The sequence below is a fragment of the Amycolatopsis circi genome (genome assembly GCF_003385235.1).
In the GTDB taxonomy this organism is placed as follows: Bacteria; Actinomycetota; Actinomycetes; order Mycobacteriales; family Pseudonocardiaceae; genus Amycolatopsis; species Amycolatopsis circi.
The window spans coordinates 1-15119 of record NZ_PQIA01000174.1 but is presented as its reverse complement, the minus strand read 5'-3'; the positions used below and the strand labels follow the sequence as shown (position 1 = coordinate 15119).

The 15119-nt window shown below is 70.7% G+C and carries 15 protein-coding genes; 3 read left to right on the top strand and 12 right to left on the bottom strand.

Going from position 1 to position 15119, the window contains the following annotated elements:
- Positions 1 to 307 precede the first annotated feature (307 nt).
- On the top strand, positions 308 to 1216 hold the full coding sequence (locus D0D37_RS41755; RefSeq protein ID WP_167493640.1) for an HAD family hydrolase: 909 nt from the start codon (positions 308 to 310) through the stop codon (positions 1214 to 1216).
- A gap of 138 nt (positions 1217 to 1354) precedes the next feature.
- Here D0D37_RS41755 and D0D37_RS41750 read toward each other — a convergent pair whose 3' ends face one another.
- From D0D37_RS41750 to D0D37_RS41695, 12 genes are all read right to left on the bottom strand, one after another.
- Positions 1355 to 2383, bottom strand: a complete 1029-nt coding sequence (locus tag D0D37_RS41750; RefSeq protein WP_116206090.1) for a lysophospholipid acyltransferase family protein — start codon at positions 2381 to 2383, stop codon at positions 1355 to 1357.
- A complete protein-coding gene (locus D0D37_RS41745; RefSeq protein WP_116206089.1) occupies positions 2380 to 3426 on the bottom strand; it encodes an NAD-dependent epimerase/dehydratase family protein in 1047 nt (348 codons plus the stop codon). The genes D0D37_RS41750 and D0D37_RS41745 overlap by 4 nt, the downstream gene beginning before the upstream one ends.
- A gap of 261 nt (positions 3427 to 3687) precedes the next feature.
- Entirely contained in the window at positions 3688 to 3789 is a 102-nt protein-coding gene (locus D0D37_RS41740) for a 30S ribosomal protein bS22 (protein WP_007030867.1), read from the bottom strand.
- Between the two features lie 196 nt (positions 3790 to 3985).
- Entirely contained in the window at positions 3986 to 4201 is a 216-nt protein-coding gene (locus D0D37_RS41735) for a helix-turn-helix domain-containing protein (protein WP_037353555.1), read from the bottom strand.
- Between the two features lie 564 nt (positions 4202 to 4765).
- Positions 4766 to 5578, bottom strand: a complete 813-nt coding sequence (gene proC, locus D0D37_RS41730) for a pyrroline-5-carboxylate reductase (protein ID WP_116206088.1) — start codon at positions 5576 to 5578, stop codon at positions 4766 to 4768.
- A gap of 23 nt (positions 5579 to 5601) precedes the next feature.
- Positions 5602 to 6432: a thioesterase family protein gene (locus D0D37_RS41725; protein ID WP_116206087.1), complete on the bottom strand. Its 831-nt coding sequence runs from the start codon at positions 6430 to 6432 to the stop codon at positions 5602 to 5604.
- Between the two features lie 213 nt (positions 6433 to 6645).
- A complete protein-coding gene (locus D0D37_RS41720) occupies positions 6646 to 7449 on the bottom strand; it encodes a sugar phosphate isomerase/epimerase family protein (RefSeq protein ID WP_116206086.1) in 804 nt (267 codons plus the stop codon).
- Between the two features lie 34 nt (positions 7450 to 7483).
- Positions 7484 to 8980 carry a hypothetical protein gene (locus D0D37_RS41715; RefSeq protein WP_208720511.1) on the bottom strand — a complete coding sequence of 499 codons (1497 nt, stop codon included), beginning with the start codon at positions 8978 to 8980 and terminating at the stop codon, positions 7484 to 7486.
- A 148-nt stretch (positions 8981 to 9128) separates the two neighbouring features.
- The gene (locus tag D0D37_RS41710) at positions 9129 to 10112 is read right to left on the bottom strand and encodes a Ppx/GppA family phosphatase (RefSeq protein ID WP_116206085.1); all 984 of its coding nucleotides are present in this window, start codon (positions 10110 to 10112) and stop codon (positions 9129 to 9131) included.
- Positions 10113 to 10299: 187 nt separating this feature from the next.
- Complete coding sequence (locus D0D37_RS41705) at positions 10300 to 10989, bottom strand: response regulator transcription factor (protein ID WP_009071942.1); 690 nt, start codon at positions 10987 to 10989, stop codon at positions 10300 to 10302.
- Complete coding sequence (locus D0D37_RS41700) at positions 10986 to 12224, bottom strand: sensor histidine kinase (RefSeq protein ID WP_116206084.1); 1239 nt, start codon at positions 12222 to 12224, stop codon at positions 10986 to 10988. Before D0D37_RS41700 ends, D0D37_RS41705 begins: the two co-directional genes overlap by 4 nt.
- Positions 12225 to 12374: 150 nt before the next feature.
- Complete coding sequence (locus D0D37_RS41695; protein ID WP_116206083.1) at positions 12375 to 13253, bottom strand: oxidoreductase; 879 nt, start codon at positions 13251 to 13253, stop codon at positions 12375 to 12377.
- 101 nt (positions 13254 to 13354) lie between these two features.
- On the opposite strand from D0D37_RS41695, the gene D0D37_RS41690 reads away from it, so the two are divergent.
- Entirely contained in the window at positions 13355 to 13954 is a 600-nt protein-coding gene (locus tag D0D37_RS41690) for a DNA-binding response regulator (protein ID WP_244223868.1), read from the top strand.
- Complete coding sequence (locus D0D37_RS41685) at positions 13951 to 14865, top strand: hypothetical protein (protein ID WP_244223867.1); 915 nt, start codon at positions 13951 to 13953, stop codon at positions 14863 to 14865. The genes D0D37_RS41690 and D0D37_RS41685 overlap by 4 nt, the downstream gene beginning before the upstream one ends.
- Positions 14866 to 15119: the final 254 nt, after the last annotated feature.

Sequence of the window (15119 nt, the reverse complement as noted above, 5' to 3'; positions counted from 1 at the left end):
GCCCCGGATCCCGACGCGCCCCGCTCCCCCGCCGGTGGTCTCGATCCCGCCGCTGCTGCCCGGTCTGCCGCCAATCGTCGTCGGCTGACGCCTCGGTCCGTGAAGGGCTCCTTGAGAGAATCTAATTCCCTCAAGGAGCCCTTCACGGACAGCCAGCCGCGACGTTGGTCACTCTGGAGCGCGGTGATCGGGGCGGGTGGGCAACCCCTATCGGAGGCGCGGGCCACATCTCCAACGGGTGAGTCGCGCGGTCGCTACCCTGTGCTGCAGGACCCGGGCGGCGTCGTCCGCCGGGACGTGCCCGAACCTGGAGGCGGTGTGCGTGTCAGCTTGGCGTGGCAAGGATAAGAGTCAGGAACTGGAGCGGCTCGCCACGCTCGCCGGAGAAGCGTCGGCGGAGGCCGCGTCCTCCTCGGCGCAGCTGGCGACTACGGTTCCGCCCGCGCCGCCGGACCTCACCGCGGGCGCTTTCTTCGACGTGGACAACACGATGATGATGGGCGCGTCGATCTTCTACTTCGCCCGCGGCCTGGCCGCGCGCAAGTTCTTCACCTCCTCCGACCTCGCCGGTTTCGTGTGGGACCAGGTCAAGTTCCGCATCGGCGGCCGCGAGAACAAGGCCGACATCAAGACCCACCGCGAACGCGCGCTGTCCTTTGTGGCCGGTCGCACGGTCGAGGAGCTCACCACGATGAGCGAGGAGATCTACGACGAGCTGATGGCGGACAAGATCTGGTCCGGCACCCGCGCGCTCGCGCAGATGCACCTCGACGCGGGCCAGCGCGTGTGGCTCGTCACGGCGACGCCGATCGAACTCGCCGCGATCATCTCCCGCCGCCTCGGCCTGACCGGCGCGCTCGGCACCGTCGCGGAAACCAAGGACGGCGTCTACACAGGACGCTTGGTCGGCGACATGCTGCACGGCCGCGCGAAGGCCCACGCGGTCCGCGCGCTCGCGTCGCGCGAAGGCCTGAACCTCAAGCGCTGCACGGCTTATTCGGATTCGCAGAACGACGTGCCGATGCTGTCGGTCGTCGGAACCGCGGTCGCGGTGAACCCGGACAGCGGCCTGCGCGACGTCGCCCGCGCCCGCGGCTGGGAAATCCGCGACTTCCGCACCGGCCGCAAAGCCGCCCGCATCGGCGTCCCGTCAGTCATCGGCGCGGGCGCCGTGGCGGGCGCAGTGGCGGCGGGGATGGCGTACCGCCGCCGCTGAGAACTGCTCGTGAGTGTTTATGCCGGTTCTAACCGGCATAAACACTCACGACCTAGTCCAGCGCCGGGACCGTCGGCGACGAACCTCAGCGCTGCGAACGCTCAGTGCGCCGCGGCTGGCACCTGCCCGGCTGAAAGCTCAGCCGCGGAAAACGCTGCGCCGCTGGGAAAGCCGACGGTACAGCGAATGCTGGATCGACTCGCGCACCTGGTCGGTGAGCGTGAACACCAGCATCGGGTCGTCGACCGCGTCCGGACCGTAGTCGTCGGTGCGGATCGGCTCGCCGAACTCGATGGTCCACTTCGTCGGCAGCGGCACCGCGCCGAGCGGGCCCAGCAGCGGGAAGAACGGCGTGACCGGGAAGTACGGCAGCCCGAGCAGCCGCGCCAGCACCTTCAGCTCGCCGATCTTCGGATAAGTCTCCTCGGCCCCGACCACCGACACCGGAATGATCGGCACGCCCGCGCGCATCGCCGCGGACACGAACCCGCCACGGCCGAAACGCTGCAGCTTGTACCGCGCGGAGAACGGCTTCCCGACGCCCTTGAACCCTTCCGGCCATACGCCGACCAGCTCGCCGTTGGTCAGCAGGCGTTCGGCGTCGGCGTTGCAGGCGAGCGTCTGCCCGGACTTGCGCGCGAACGATCCCACCAGCGGCAGCTTGAACACCAGGTCCGCGCCGAGGCCGCGCAGGTGCCGTCCGCCGGTCTCGTCGTGCACCGCGACCGCGGTCATCAGCGCGTCGAGCGGCAAGGTGCCGGAGTGGTTGGACACCAGCAGCGCGCCGCCCGCCGTCGGCAGGTTCTCGACGCCGAACGTGTCGACGCGGAACCACTTCTCGTACAGCGCGCGCAGCGGCGGCAGCACGAGCGTCTCGGTGAGTTCGGCGTCGAAACCGAACTCGTCCACCGCGTAATCGCCGGTCAGCCGGTGGCGCAGGAAGGTGAGCGCGCCGCGCACCGACTCCGACAGCGGATCGGCCGCGGGCTCGCGCACCGGTCCGGACGGCTGCGCCGGGAACTCGACGACCGGCGCATCGGCGCGCTCCTCGGCCCGCACCGGCGCCTCGGCCGGCTTCTCCCGGCCGGGTCCATGCAGCGGGATGACCTGTGCCTCAGCACCATTCACGGGATTCGCCTCACTTCCGGCCTTCGTCGCGTGATTCATCGGCGCGCCTGCCCGGTGGCTGCGGCCTCGAGCACCTTGCCGGCCAGCCCGGCCAGCGCGCCGCCGTCGAGCACCGGACGCAGGCCGCGGCCGGCCACGTAATCGTCGAACGCCTCGCGGGTGGTCCAGCGGGGCGTGTACCCGAATTCCTTCTTGAGCTTGGTGATGTCGACCGCGCGGCCGAAGTTCAGCAGCCGCACCTGGTCGGCGGAGAAATCGACCAGCCGCGCGCCGCGCAGCAGCTTCCCGACCGAGGGCACCACGCCGCGCGGCATCGGCAACCCGACCCGGCCCGCCCGGCGGATCGCCTGCGACAGCGTGAGCACGCCCTCGGAAGCGACGTTGAACACGCCCGGCTTGTCCTCCAGCGTGGCCATTTCCAGCACTGACAGCGCGTCTGAGCCGTGCAGGAGCTGCAGCCGGGAGTCGTACCCGAAAACCGTCGGCACGACCGGCAGCGAGAAGTACCGGGCCAGCACGGTGTCGACCTCGGGGCCGATGATGTTCGCGAACCGCAGGAGGGTGATCGTCAGGTCCGGACGGCGGCGGGCGAGGCCGCGCACGTAGCCCTCCATCTCGACCGCGTCCTTCGCGTAGCCGCTGGACGACGGCGGGATCAGCTCCGAATCCTCGGTGAAGACCGCCTGCGACCGCGCGCCCGCGCCGTACACCGCGGCGCTGGACTTCACCACGAGCTTGCGCACCTTCGGCGCGCGCTGGCACGCCGCGAGCAGCCGCATGGTGCCGATGACGTTGACTTCCTTGACCGCCGCCCGCCGGCTCGGCCCGGCCGGATGCGCGGTGCACGAGGTGTGCACCACCGTGTCCACCTCGGCGCTGCTGATCACCTTCGCGATGAGCGGATTGCGGATGTCGGCGCGGACGAACTCGGCGCGGCCCATCCGCTGCTGGACGTCCTTGGCGGGCGGGGCGGTGTCGACGCCGATCACCCGCTCGAGATCCGGGTTGGCGCCGAGCCTGGCGAGCAGCTTCCCGCCAAGGTCGCCGGCAACCCCGGTGACGAGCACGATGTTCGAGGCCATGGAACTCCCTGATCGGCAGCAGTGTGCAAGACGGAGTGATCACTCGGGGTGCGCGAACCTGCACTCGCTGGAAGCATCGCGCTGATGCGCCTGCCATGTTACCGGCCACGGGCGCCCTTCTGACCAGGGCTTACCTCGTTTTTACGAGGGACGTCCGGATTGCGATCCGCACCTCACTCGATCGGGCGTAGAACAGTCCGAACATGAGTGTGGCCCGTCCAGAGACTGGACGGGCCACGAAACTCTAGCCGCGCGGACGGCTCACTTGCCGGCCTTGCGCCGCTGCACGCGCGTACGGCGCAGCAGCTTGCGGTGCTTCTTCTTCGACATGCGCTTGCGGCGCTTCTTGATTACGGAACCCATGGGCGCTCCTCTTGGTCGTCGGTCACGCTGCCCGGCGCAGCGTCCAACGGGTGGAGCGCACAGGCACGAGCGGTTTACCAGGCTACTAGCGTCCCGGCGCGGGCCGGTCGGCGGGCATGGTTTGACGCATGCCCGGCGACCACCCAGACCCCGCCCCGCCGCCGCCCTCAACGGAGCGGCGGGGCCGCGCGGAGCCCTATCCGACGTCGAAGTAAGCACCCTGCAGGTACTCGTGCACCGCTTTTTCCGGCACCCGGAAGGACTTCCCGACTCTGACCGCGGGAAGTTCGCCCGAATGCACCAGGCGGTACACGGTCATCTTCGAGACCCGCATCAGCGTGGCCACTTCGGCGACTGTCAAAAACTGGACCTGCCCTACCGCGGGCAAATCCTCCTTCTTGTTCGGCGACATGTTTACCGCGTCCTTCGACACGTGTCGCGCCACGAGGCTTCCCCACCTGTGGTATCGACACGCACGTGCTCTTCCGAGGGTAGCGGGACAGGTGGGACTCGTGCGACGCCTGTCACCAGGATGGGCCCTCACCTGGGGCTTCGAATAGCCCAGACGGCCCAGCACTGTCCGCTTCGCCCGATTCCGCCATTCGTCCCGCTGCGGCATCACCGGCGCTGAACGGCCCAGCGGACCCGCCCGTGCGGCCCCACGACCACCGCGCCGAAGCACCGCACGCCACCCGCGACGGGGCCAAGCGCGCGATGCCGAGGTCCGTGAGGGAATCAGATTCAATGCCAGGGCTTAAGGCGGTGCTGCGGGTGTGGCTGAAGCGCGGCCGCCCAGGCCGAAGGGGCCGACGGTGCCCAGGTGGCCGCCGTCGTGGCCGGGACAGGTTGGCGGAAGCGGCGGGCGGTCCGTGAGGGGAACCCTGCGGGACTCTGAGTCCCTCAGGGTTCCCCTCACGGACCTCTGCGGAAGCAAAGCGCGCTCCTGAGAAACCGTCGGGGCGGCCGGGGCGAGCGGTCAGTTTTCGTGGGCGCGGCCCAGCTCCTCCGAGCGGTCGCGGGCGGCCTCGATCGCGTCGAGCAGCGCCGCGCGCACGCCGTGCTTCTCCAGTTCGCGAATCGCGTTGATGGTCGTCCCGGCCGGGGACGTCACCGCCTCGCGCAGCAGCACCGGGTGGTCCTGGCCCTCGGCGAGCATCTTCGCCGCGCCGACCGCCGACTGGATGATCAGCTGCCCGGCCAGCGCGCGCGGCAGGCCGAGCAGGATGCCCGCGTCGATCATGGCCTCGACCAGGTAAAAGAAGTACGCCGGACCGGATCCGGACAGCGCGGTGACCGCGTCCTGCTGCCGCTCCGGCACCTCGACGACCTGGCCGACGTGCGACAACAGCTCCTTGACCGTCGCGAGGTGCGCCGGCGTCGCGTGCTTGCCGGGTGAGATCGCGCTCATCGCCTCGCCGACCAGCATCGGGGTGTTCGGCATCACGCGGACGACCGGGACGCCCTCGGCGAGACGGCGTTCGTACAGCGCGGTCGGCAGTCCCGCGCACAGCGAGACGACCAGCGACGCCGTCCCGAGCAGCGGGGCCAGCTCGTCCAGCACCGGCTCGATGTCCTGCGGCTTCACCGCGACCACGAGGATGTCCGCGCGCCGGGCGGCGTCGGCGACGGTCGCCGCCTTCATGCCCGGGTAGCGCGCCTCAAGCTCGCGCGCCCGCTCCTCGTACCGCTCGGTGAAGAACAGGTCGCCTGGCTCGTGGCCGCCGTTGAGCAGGCCCGACAGCAGGGCTTCGCCGATCTTTCCCGCACCCAGCACCGCGATCACACTCATGCGGCCAGCGTGCCAAACGCGGCTCAGCCGCCCGGTGCCGGGGCGAGCGCCAGCTGCCGCACCTGCGCGACGAGACGGCCCTGAGAGTCCACGACCGTCGCGTCCGAGTCGAACCACGGCTCGTGCACCGACCGCGCCTCGACGAGGATCCGCAGCCAGCCCGGGGCCGGGCGGGTGCGCAGCAGCGACGTCAGCTGGACGGTCGGGGCCCAGCCGTGCCTGCCGAGGTTCGCCACCACCGGCGGGTTGAGGTCACCGGCCAGGAGCGCGAAGTAGACGTCGGGCTGGCCGGTGCGCGGACGGGCCCACATCCGCAGCCGCGGCGGGTCTCCGGTGCGTCCGGACACGAACCCCGCGGTCGACGGATCCAGGCGCACGTCGCAGGCGGCAGACAGGTGGAACGGGCCTTCCGGAGTGTCCTTGCCGAGTTGCAGCGCGCTGGACGGCGGTTCGGCGGGCATCTGCGGCAGGTCCGTCCATTCGGAACGGCGCATCGGCAACCGGCCGACCGTGACCCTCGCCTCGACGCAAGCCCGGCCGCGCTGTTCGAGCGACACCGCGACCACCGAAACGCGGCGGCCGACCTTGCGCACATCGGTGCGCAGCAACACCGGCCCGAGCGCGGGCGCGTGCAGGAATTCAGTGCTCACCGCGAGCGGATCGACCGTCGCGTCCCCGCGCTCCTGCAACGCGGCGGCGGCGGTTTTCGCCAGCAATGCCACCAAAAATCCGCCGTGCGGATGGACCGCGATGGCCCATTCCGAACGCAACGTCGCGGTGAACGTGCCGTCCCCGAGCGACCGGACTGCGGTGGCCGCGTCGAAGGCGGTCGCGGTGTCGTCGGCCGCGCTCACGGACGACCGGCCACGGCGATACGGCGCGTGGAACCGGGTCCGGCGAAATCTGGAGACGGCGATGGCAGCGAGGTCACGCCCGCACTTTACGGTGCCCGGCCGCCTTTGCGAGCCGAGCAGGGCAGGGACCGCCCGGACAGCCGAGCAAGATCACCCACGGAGCACGGCCCGAGATGCGGCCGGGGCGACTCGCGACGCACGCCTGCCCGCGGATCACTGCCCCAAATGCAACCGAGCGAACAACAACGCCTCCGCCAATGCCCTCGCCCGCGACGCCGCTCCAGTCGCGTGCCGGGTGTTGACCTCCAGCACCACCTGCCCGGAAAAGCCGTCGCTGACCAGCTTTTCCAACAATTCCGCACACGGCTGTCCGCCATGCCCCGGAATCAGGTGCTCATCCTTGGGAATTCCCGTCCCATCCGCCAAATGGACATGGCTCAACCCCGCCCCCATCCGGTCGGCGAGCGCCAGCGCGTCCATCCGCGCCGCGGCCGAATGCGAAAGGTCCAGGGTGTAGTGCCGGAATCCGACGTCGGTCGGGTCGATCGAGGGCCGGAACGCCGACACCCGGGCGTCGCGGGATCCGCCGGGCGGGCGGACCTTGAACATGTTCTCCACCGCGACGTCGACGCCGCTCGCGTCCTCCAGCTCGTCCACGAGATCGCCGAACGCGTCGCCGTAGCGGCGCTGCCAGCGAAACGGCGGATGCACCACGACCGTGCGCGCGCCGAGTTCCAGCGCGGCGTCCACGGACCGGCGCAGCCGCACCTCGGGGTCCGGCGACCAGATCCGCTGCGTGATCAGCAGCGACGGCGAATGCACCGACAGCACCGGCATCCCGGTGCGCCGCGACCAGCGCCGGATCGCCGAGACGTCCTGGCTGATCGGATCGGCCCACACCATGACCTCGACGCCGTCATAGCCCAGGTCCGCGGCCAGCTCGAACGCCGCGCCCGCGCGCAGCGGCCACACCGAGGCAGTGCTCAAGCCCACGGGGACGGGCGCGCTCTCACTCACGCGCCTATCCTGCCCCAGCGCCCTTCGCGGCTAGCTACTTGGCCACCAGCAACAGCGCCGCGGGCGACACCGTCACCACCAGCCCGACCAGAATCGCCAGCAGCGTCGTCTGCAGGTCCTCGGCGCGGCGGATCTTCCGCACGATCCAGACCAGCGCGACGATCACCAGCAACGCGCCCACGAGCGCGGCGGGCGCGAGGTTGACCCACAGCCAGTTGAAGCCCAGCCACACCGCTGCCCCGCCGACGACGCCCAGCGCGAGCTGTCCGGCCAGCGTCAGCCACTGCTTGCCCGCGGACACCGCGGGTTCCGGCTCGGCCTCCGGATCGTCCTCGGCGACGGCTTCCTCGGGGTAGTCGTCGTACTCGTCGCCTTCGGCATAGCCCTCGGCGTGTTCGTAGCCTTCGGCGTGCTCGTACCCGTAGCCGTCGTCGCCCTCGAAGTCCGGCTGGCCCTCGGGGTAGCTGCCGGGCTCGGCGAACTCGCGCTCGTACTCGGCCAGGTCGTCGTCGACCGCGTCCTTGCCGCCCGGCGCGAACGGCATCGGGGCCGGGTAGCCCGCGGTCGGCGGGCCGGCGTCGTAATCCGCGGCGGCGGGCGGGTACTCGTCCTCGTAGCCGTCGTCGATGTAGTCGTCCTCGGCGTATTCACCGGCCGGTTCCGGCTCCGCACCAGCAGGCGGGACGGCCGGCATCATGCCGACCTCGGTGTCCTCCAGCTGCTCCGCCTCGCGGCGCTGGCGCCAGCCGGCGAGACCCGCTGGCGGCGCGTCCTCGCCGACGCCTTCGGCGGGCGGGCCGCCGACCGCGTCGAACTGCTCGGTGTGCGGCTCCTGTTTCGGGGCCGGACGACGAGCCGGGGCACGCCGCGGCCGGTTGGGAGGTGCTGGCGGAGCCCCGGGAGCCGGGAACGCGCCGCTGGCCATCGGCGGCGCGGGCGGACGCACGTAACCGGACTCCTGCGGCGCGGCGGGACGCAGGTAGCCGGTGCCCTGCGGACCGGCCGCTGGCGACGCGGGGCGGGCGAACTGGCCCGACTCCTGCGGCGGCGCGGGCGGGCGCACGTAGGCCGAATCCTGCTGGCCGTTGCCCGGTCGCGGGTACTGGCCGGACTCCTGCGGCGGAGCCGGCGGACGCACGTAAGCCGAATCCTGCTGGCCGTTCACCGGGTACTGCCCCGACTCCTGCGGAGCCGGGTACTGGCCGGAGGGCTGCTGGCCGGGACGCGGGTACTGGCCCGATTCCTGCGGGGCCTGGGGGGCTGGCGGCGCGGGCCGCTGGGCCGCGTCCGGACGGCGGCGGCCGCCCGGGGGACGCGAGGGAGGCGGCGGGGTGCCGCCCTCGGAGGCCACCCGGTCGATGATCGCCTGCGGTCCGGTGTCGGTGAGGCTCGAGCGCCGCGGGGCGGCCTCGTCCTCGTCATCGGCCGCCCTGCGCCTGCGTCGCCGTCCGCCGTCGACCTGCTGCCCGTGCTGGGCGAGCAGTTCGGCCACGGTCTTCTGGGGCTGGTCGCCGCCGGTCTGGTCCGTCATACCGTGCTGTCCAAAGCGCGCTCGGGGTTGGTTGTGGTCACTCGGGCACACCTGCCCTCGGAGCCGCGCGCAATCGACACCGTGCAGTGCATGTCCGTCACCTCTTCACCGTGCCTGGTCTTCGTCGGCCAAGTCCAGTCCGCTGCTGTCACCGGTCCTCCCCGCTCGCCGAAACGCCGGGAACCGCGGCTCCAGTTTCGTCCGACCCATTGGCGTGGTCCAACCGCCGCAGGATGACACCCTCTCGCAGCGCCCAGGGGCAAATCTCCAACTCGGTGAGGGAGAGCGCCCGCATCGCGGCCTGCGCCACCAACGCGCCCGCCACGAGCTGGTGCGACCGGCTCCCGCTGACGCCTTCCAGCTGAGCCAGATCCGCGGCGGTCATCCGCGAAATGAAGGCGATGAGCTGGCGAAGGGCAGTGTCAGTGAGCGTACGGCGCACGCGGGGGCCCGCCGCCGAGGGGGCCGCCCCGGTCAGCCGGGCGAGCGAGCGGAACGTCTTGGAGGTCGCCACGACCCGGTCCGGCAGACCCTGTCCGGCGACCTTCTTCGCGAGCCCGGCGAGCTGGTCCTCGAGCCAGGCCGACGTCGCCACGACCTCGGAACGAGTGGGCGGGTCGTTGCGGAAGCGCGTGCGCGTGGTGCGGCCCGCGCCGAGCGGGAGCGATTCGGCGAGTTCGGGTTCCTCGTCGCGGCCCATCGCGACCTCGAACGACCCGCCGCCGATGTCCAGCACCAGGAGTTTCCCGGCCGACCAGCCGTACCAGCGGCGCACCGCGAGGAAGGTGAGCCGCGCCTCGTCCGCGCCGGAGAGAACCCGCAGGTTGACGCCGGTCTCGGCGGTCACCCTGGCCAGCACCTTCGCCGAGTTCTTCGCCTCGCGCACCGCGGACGTCGCGAACGCCAGCACGTCCTCGCAGCCGAGCCGCGCGGCCGCGGCTTTGGCCGATTCGACCGCCCGGACCAGGCCGTCCTCGCCGGGACGGCTCAGTTCGCCGGAACCGGTGAGCTGTTCGGCCAGCCGCAGCATCGTTTTCTCGGAGTGCATCGGGGTCGGGTGGGCGCCACGGTGGGCGTCGACCACGAGCAAGTGGACGGTGTTGGAACCGACGTCGAGTACCCCTAGGCGCACGAGGATTCAGCGTACCGGTCCCAGCGCCAGGTCTCGAAACTGTAACCAACTCCACTCAGATCCACATCGACTCAGCGTGCGCGATCCGGCACCGTGTGCACTGAAACCCGGACAAAAGCCGTGAAGGACTCCTTGAGGGAATCAGATTCCCTCAAGGAGTCCTTCACGGACGGTTCGGAACGACGGCTCAGGTCTCGAACTTGTAGCCGAGCCCGCGCACGGTCACCAGGTGCCGCGGCGAACCCGGGTCCGGCTCGATCTTCGAGCGGAGCCGCTTCACGTGGACGTCGAGGGTCTTGGTGTCGCCGACGTAGTCCGCGCCCCACACCCGGTCGATGAGCTGGCCGCGGGTGAGCACCCGGCCGACGTTGCGCAGCAGGTATTCGAGCAGGTCGAACTCCTTGAGCGGCAACGAAACCTCGCCGCCGTCCACAGTGACCACGTGCCGTTCGACGTCCATTCGCACCGGTCCGGCCGACAGCACCAGCGGCGCGAGTTCGCCGTCGCTGCCCGGCTCGCCGCCGCGGCGCAGGACCGCGCGCACCCGCGCGATCAGCTCGCGCGCCGAGTACGGCTTGGTCACGTAGTCGTCGGCGCCGAGTTCCAGTCCGACGACCTTGTCGATCTCGCTGTCGCGCGCGGTCACCATGATCACCGGCACCGCGGAACGCTGCCGCAACTGCTTGCAGACGTCGGTGCCGCTCATCCCGGGCAGCATCAGGTCGAGCAGCACGATGTCGGCGCCGTTGCGGTCGAACTCCTCGAGCGCCTGCTGGCCGGTCACAGCCACCGCCGCGGTGAAGCCCTCCTTGCGCAGCAAGAAGGCGAGCGGGTCGGCGAAGGACTCTTCGTCCTCGACTATGAGAACCCTCGTCACAGGTTTCCTCCATGGTCTGGGCTGGAGATTTCCTGCCCGGTTGCCACGAGCCGGGGTGTCCGCTCGGGGGTCTTGTCCGGCCGCGCGGGCGCGGCCTTGCGTGCGGTGTCGGCGGGTTCGGTGCGCACGTGCGCGGGAATGCGCAAGGTGAACGTCGACCCGGTGCCGGGACGGCTCCACAGGCCGACCGAACCGCCGTGGTTGGCCGCGACGTGTTTCACGATCGCCAGTCCGAGGCCGGTGCCGCCGGTGGCGCGCGAACGCGCCTTGTCCGCGCGGTAGAAGCGCTCGAACACGCGCTGCTGCTCGTCCTCGGCGATGCCGATGCCGCGGTCGGTCACCGCGATCTCGACCATGCCGTCGGCGAGCCGGCGCGAGATCGACACCGGGCTGCCCGGCGACGAGTACGCGACGGCGTTCTCCAGCAGGTTCGACAGCGCGGTGACCAGCAGCGTCCGGTCCCCCTCGATGAGCAGGCTGCTGGCCGCGTCGGTGGTGATGGTGATTTCGGCGGATTCCGCGGACAGCGTGGTGCGCCCGAGCGCCTCGCGCACGACGGCGTCGACCTCGACCACGTTGAGGTCCGGCAGCCGTTCGGCGCCCTGGAGGCGCGACAGCGCGATCAGTTCGGTGACGAGCTGGCCGAGCCGGGTGGACTCGCGCAGGATCTTGCCGCCGAAGCGGCGGACCTCCTCGACGTCCTCGGCGGCGTCCAGCACGGCCTCGGTGAGCAGCGCGATCGCACCGACCGGGGTCTTGAGTTCGTGGCTGACGTTGGCGACGAAGTCCCGCCGCACGGCCTCCAGCCGGATCGCCTCGGAGTGGTCGACGGCCTCGACGACGGTGAACCCGTCGCCGAGCGGCCGGACCTCGCCGAGCACCGCCTCGGGCTGGCGGCGGCCGCGGCTCTCCAGCGGCGAGAGGTCGACCTCCATCGGCTCGTCGGTCTCGACTACCTGCTCGGCGGCCTTGCGCGCCCGCGGGTCGGCCTGGTTCACCCGGACCAGGCCGAGTTCGTACGCCCGCGGGTTGTGCAGCACGAGGTCGCCGAACCGGTTGAGCACGATGACGCCGTGGTTGGAAGAGCGGATCAGCCGTTCGAGCAGCTCCGCGACAGTGGGGCCGGTAGGCCGGGCCGCCTCGCGCCGGGCACTGGCCCGTGCCGCGAGGAAACCGGCGACCGCGCCGACGACAAGAGCGCCGATGGCCGTCAGCAGGACAACAGGCGTGGTCACGGGGGAATCGTAAGCATCCCGGTAGCCTTCCGGCCTAGTCCTGGAAGCCCTGTCGTGAGGCGAGTGACACCTGAGGGGTACATATTTGCCTCGGAGTCAGGCCTTGTTCACCCGATCGAGATGTTCCGGCAAAATCGACGCGCTCAGCGTTCAGCGCGCGTCAAGGGTCTTGAGGTCCTCGTCGGTCAGCTTCAGCGCCGCCGCGGCGACGTTCTGCTCCAGGTGAGCGGGGTCACTCGTACCGGGGATCGCCAGCACGTGCGGACCCTGCGCGAGCGTCCACGCCAACCGCACCTGAGCGTCCGTCACCTCGTGCCGCCGCGCGACCTCGGCGACCCGCTCGCCCTCGTCGGACTGTCCACTCGCGACCGCGAAGAACGGCACGAACGCCACGCCCTGCTCGCCGCACAGCCGCAGCAGCTCGTCGTCCTCGCGGCGGGCGGACAGGCCGTACTGGTTCTGCACGCACACCACCGGCGCGATCGCCTGCGCCTCGGCGAGGTGCTCCGCGCCGACGTTGGAAATCCCCAGCTCGCCGATCAGCCCCTCGGTGCGGAGTTCGGCCAGCGCGCCGAAGTGCTCGGCGAGCGAGCCGGTCCCGCGCTCCAGGCCGCTGCCGATGCGCAGGTTGACGACGTCGATGTGGTCGCGGCCGAGTTCGCGCAGGTTCTGCTCGACCTGGCCGCGCAGCTCGTCGGGGCGGGCGAACGGCCGGAACTGGCCGGAAACGTCGCGCGACGGGCCGACCTTGGTGGTCAGCACGAGGTCGTCGCCATACGGGGCGAGTGCGGCCTTGATGAGGGCGTTGGCCGACCAGGTGGTGCCGAAGTAGAACGCAGCGGTGTCGATGTGGTTCACGCCCAGCTCGACGGCACGGCGCAGCACGGAAATCGCGCGGTCGGCGTCGATCGGCGCGGTCGGGTCGAGGGTGCCGCCGAGCCGCATGGAGCCGAAGCCGAGCCGGTTGACGGTGCGGGAGCCGAGCTGCCAGGTGCCCGCGGCAGCGGCGGGAAGTGTTGTTTCGGTCATGTCTCCAGCGTGCTTCCCGGTCAATCCCGGCGGCGTGTTTGGCAGCAAGCTGCCAACGCAGGAGACTGGATGACGCGCCCCGAACCGAGGAAGTCGCGAACGTGCGCGACGAGCGGGAACTGGTCGAACGCGCCGGACACCTGCTCGCCGGAGCCGACGAGTTCGCCTGCGCCGCGAACGACCTGCACACCTGGTCCGCGATGCAGAAATTCGCCGCCGAGCTTCCGGCGCGGCCGAAACTGCGGGTCCGCAAGGTCTACCTGTCGCGCGTGCTGCTCGACTCCGACGGCGTCGAGCACCTGCGGACGTTGCGCCGCCTCGGCGCGGAAGTCCGGATCAGCGACCACGAGATCAATGAGACGATCCTGCTCGACGGCCGCATCGCCATCATCGCCGCCGGTCCTGGGTACAACGTCGTGACCACGCCGGACCTGGTGCGCGGCATCTCGTCGCTGTTCGAAGCCGCCTGGCGCTCGTCGACCGCGATGGAGGCGTACGAGACGCGGTTCGCCGAACTGCGCCAGTACACGCCGCAGCTGCTGGACCTGTTGTCTTCCGGTTCCACGGACGAAAAGGCGGCCCGGGCGATGGGCGTCGGGCTGCGGACGTACCGTCGGCGGGTGGCCGAATTGATGGATGTACTGGGTGCGACGTCGCGGTTCCAAGCGGGTGCTCTCGCGCGGGAGGCGGGCCTGCTGTGAGGCGCGTTGTCGTCGCCGCGGCCCTGCTCGCCGCCGGTTGCAGCGGAGGTGGGTCCGGGCAATCCGCACCGCCCGCGTCGCCACCCGCGCCCGCTCCCGCGAATGTGGCCTATGTGGACGCCAAGGCGACCAGCGACGCGGTGTCCGGCATCAAAAAGGCGGTGGAGTCGGCGTTCACCTACGACTCGACGAAGCCGGACGAGGTCGCGAAAACCGAGCAGAAGTACCTCACCGGCGCGGCCCGCGCGCAGTTCGACAAGACCTTCGCCGAGGTCCGCACCGAACCGGTGAGCACGCAGACGCAGGTCGTGGAAACCGGGTTGGCCGAGCTGACCCCGGACCACGCGCGAATGCTGGTGGCAGCCACGCAGCACAGCAAGCGCCCCGACGGAGCCGCGAACCAGGCGGGCGCGCTCATGCTGGTCACCGCGGTCCGAACGAACGGGCAATGGCAGCTGCAGGACTTGAACTTCGACCCGCGCGGTCCGATCGCCCCCGCCGCCGACCCGGCGAAAGGCCTTGCCGCGACTAGGGATTCCGCGGTCGCAGCGGCTCGCCGGGACGGCGGGGTCCTGATGACGATCGACCCGCAGAACATCGACGGGAACTACGCGGCCTGGGAAAACGTGGCCGCCGAGCCGCTGCTGACGGAGTTTCGCAACAGCCGCCAGGAGACCGTGGACCGCATCAAGCAGACCGGGAAGAAAGCGAGCTACGGCCCGGATTCGACGGCCGCGCTGACCGCGCTCAGTCCAGACGGCACCCACGCGTCGGCGGTGCTGGCCGCGCTGCTGACGACGAGCGGCGGCCAAAACCCGGGCGAAAACCGGCTGCCGGTGCACCTCGATCTCGTGCGGCAGGGCAACGAGTGGAAAGTGTCCGGAATGAAGGCCATCTCCGGGGCCTCGTGAGCGGCAATCCCGGTTCTAACCGGCGCCAACACTCACGACACCCCCACCCAGCCCCGCGCACCCGACCCCCTCGTGAGCGGCAATCCCGGCTCTAACCGGCGCCAACACTCACGACGCCCCGGCAACCACCGGGGCCAGGCTGCCGCCAAGAGGCCAAGCCGCCGCCTGCTCGTGAGTGCTGATCCCGGTTAGAACCCAATGCCGCGTAGCTTAGGTTGATCATGTTGTTGGGGTGAGTCTGCGGGGTCTGATGG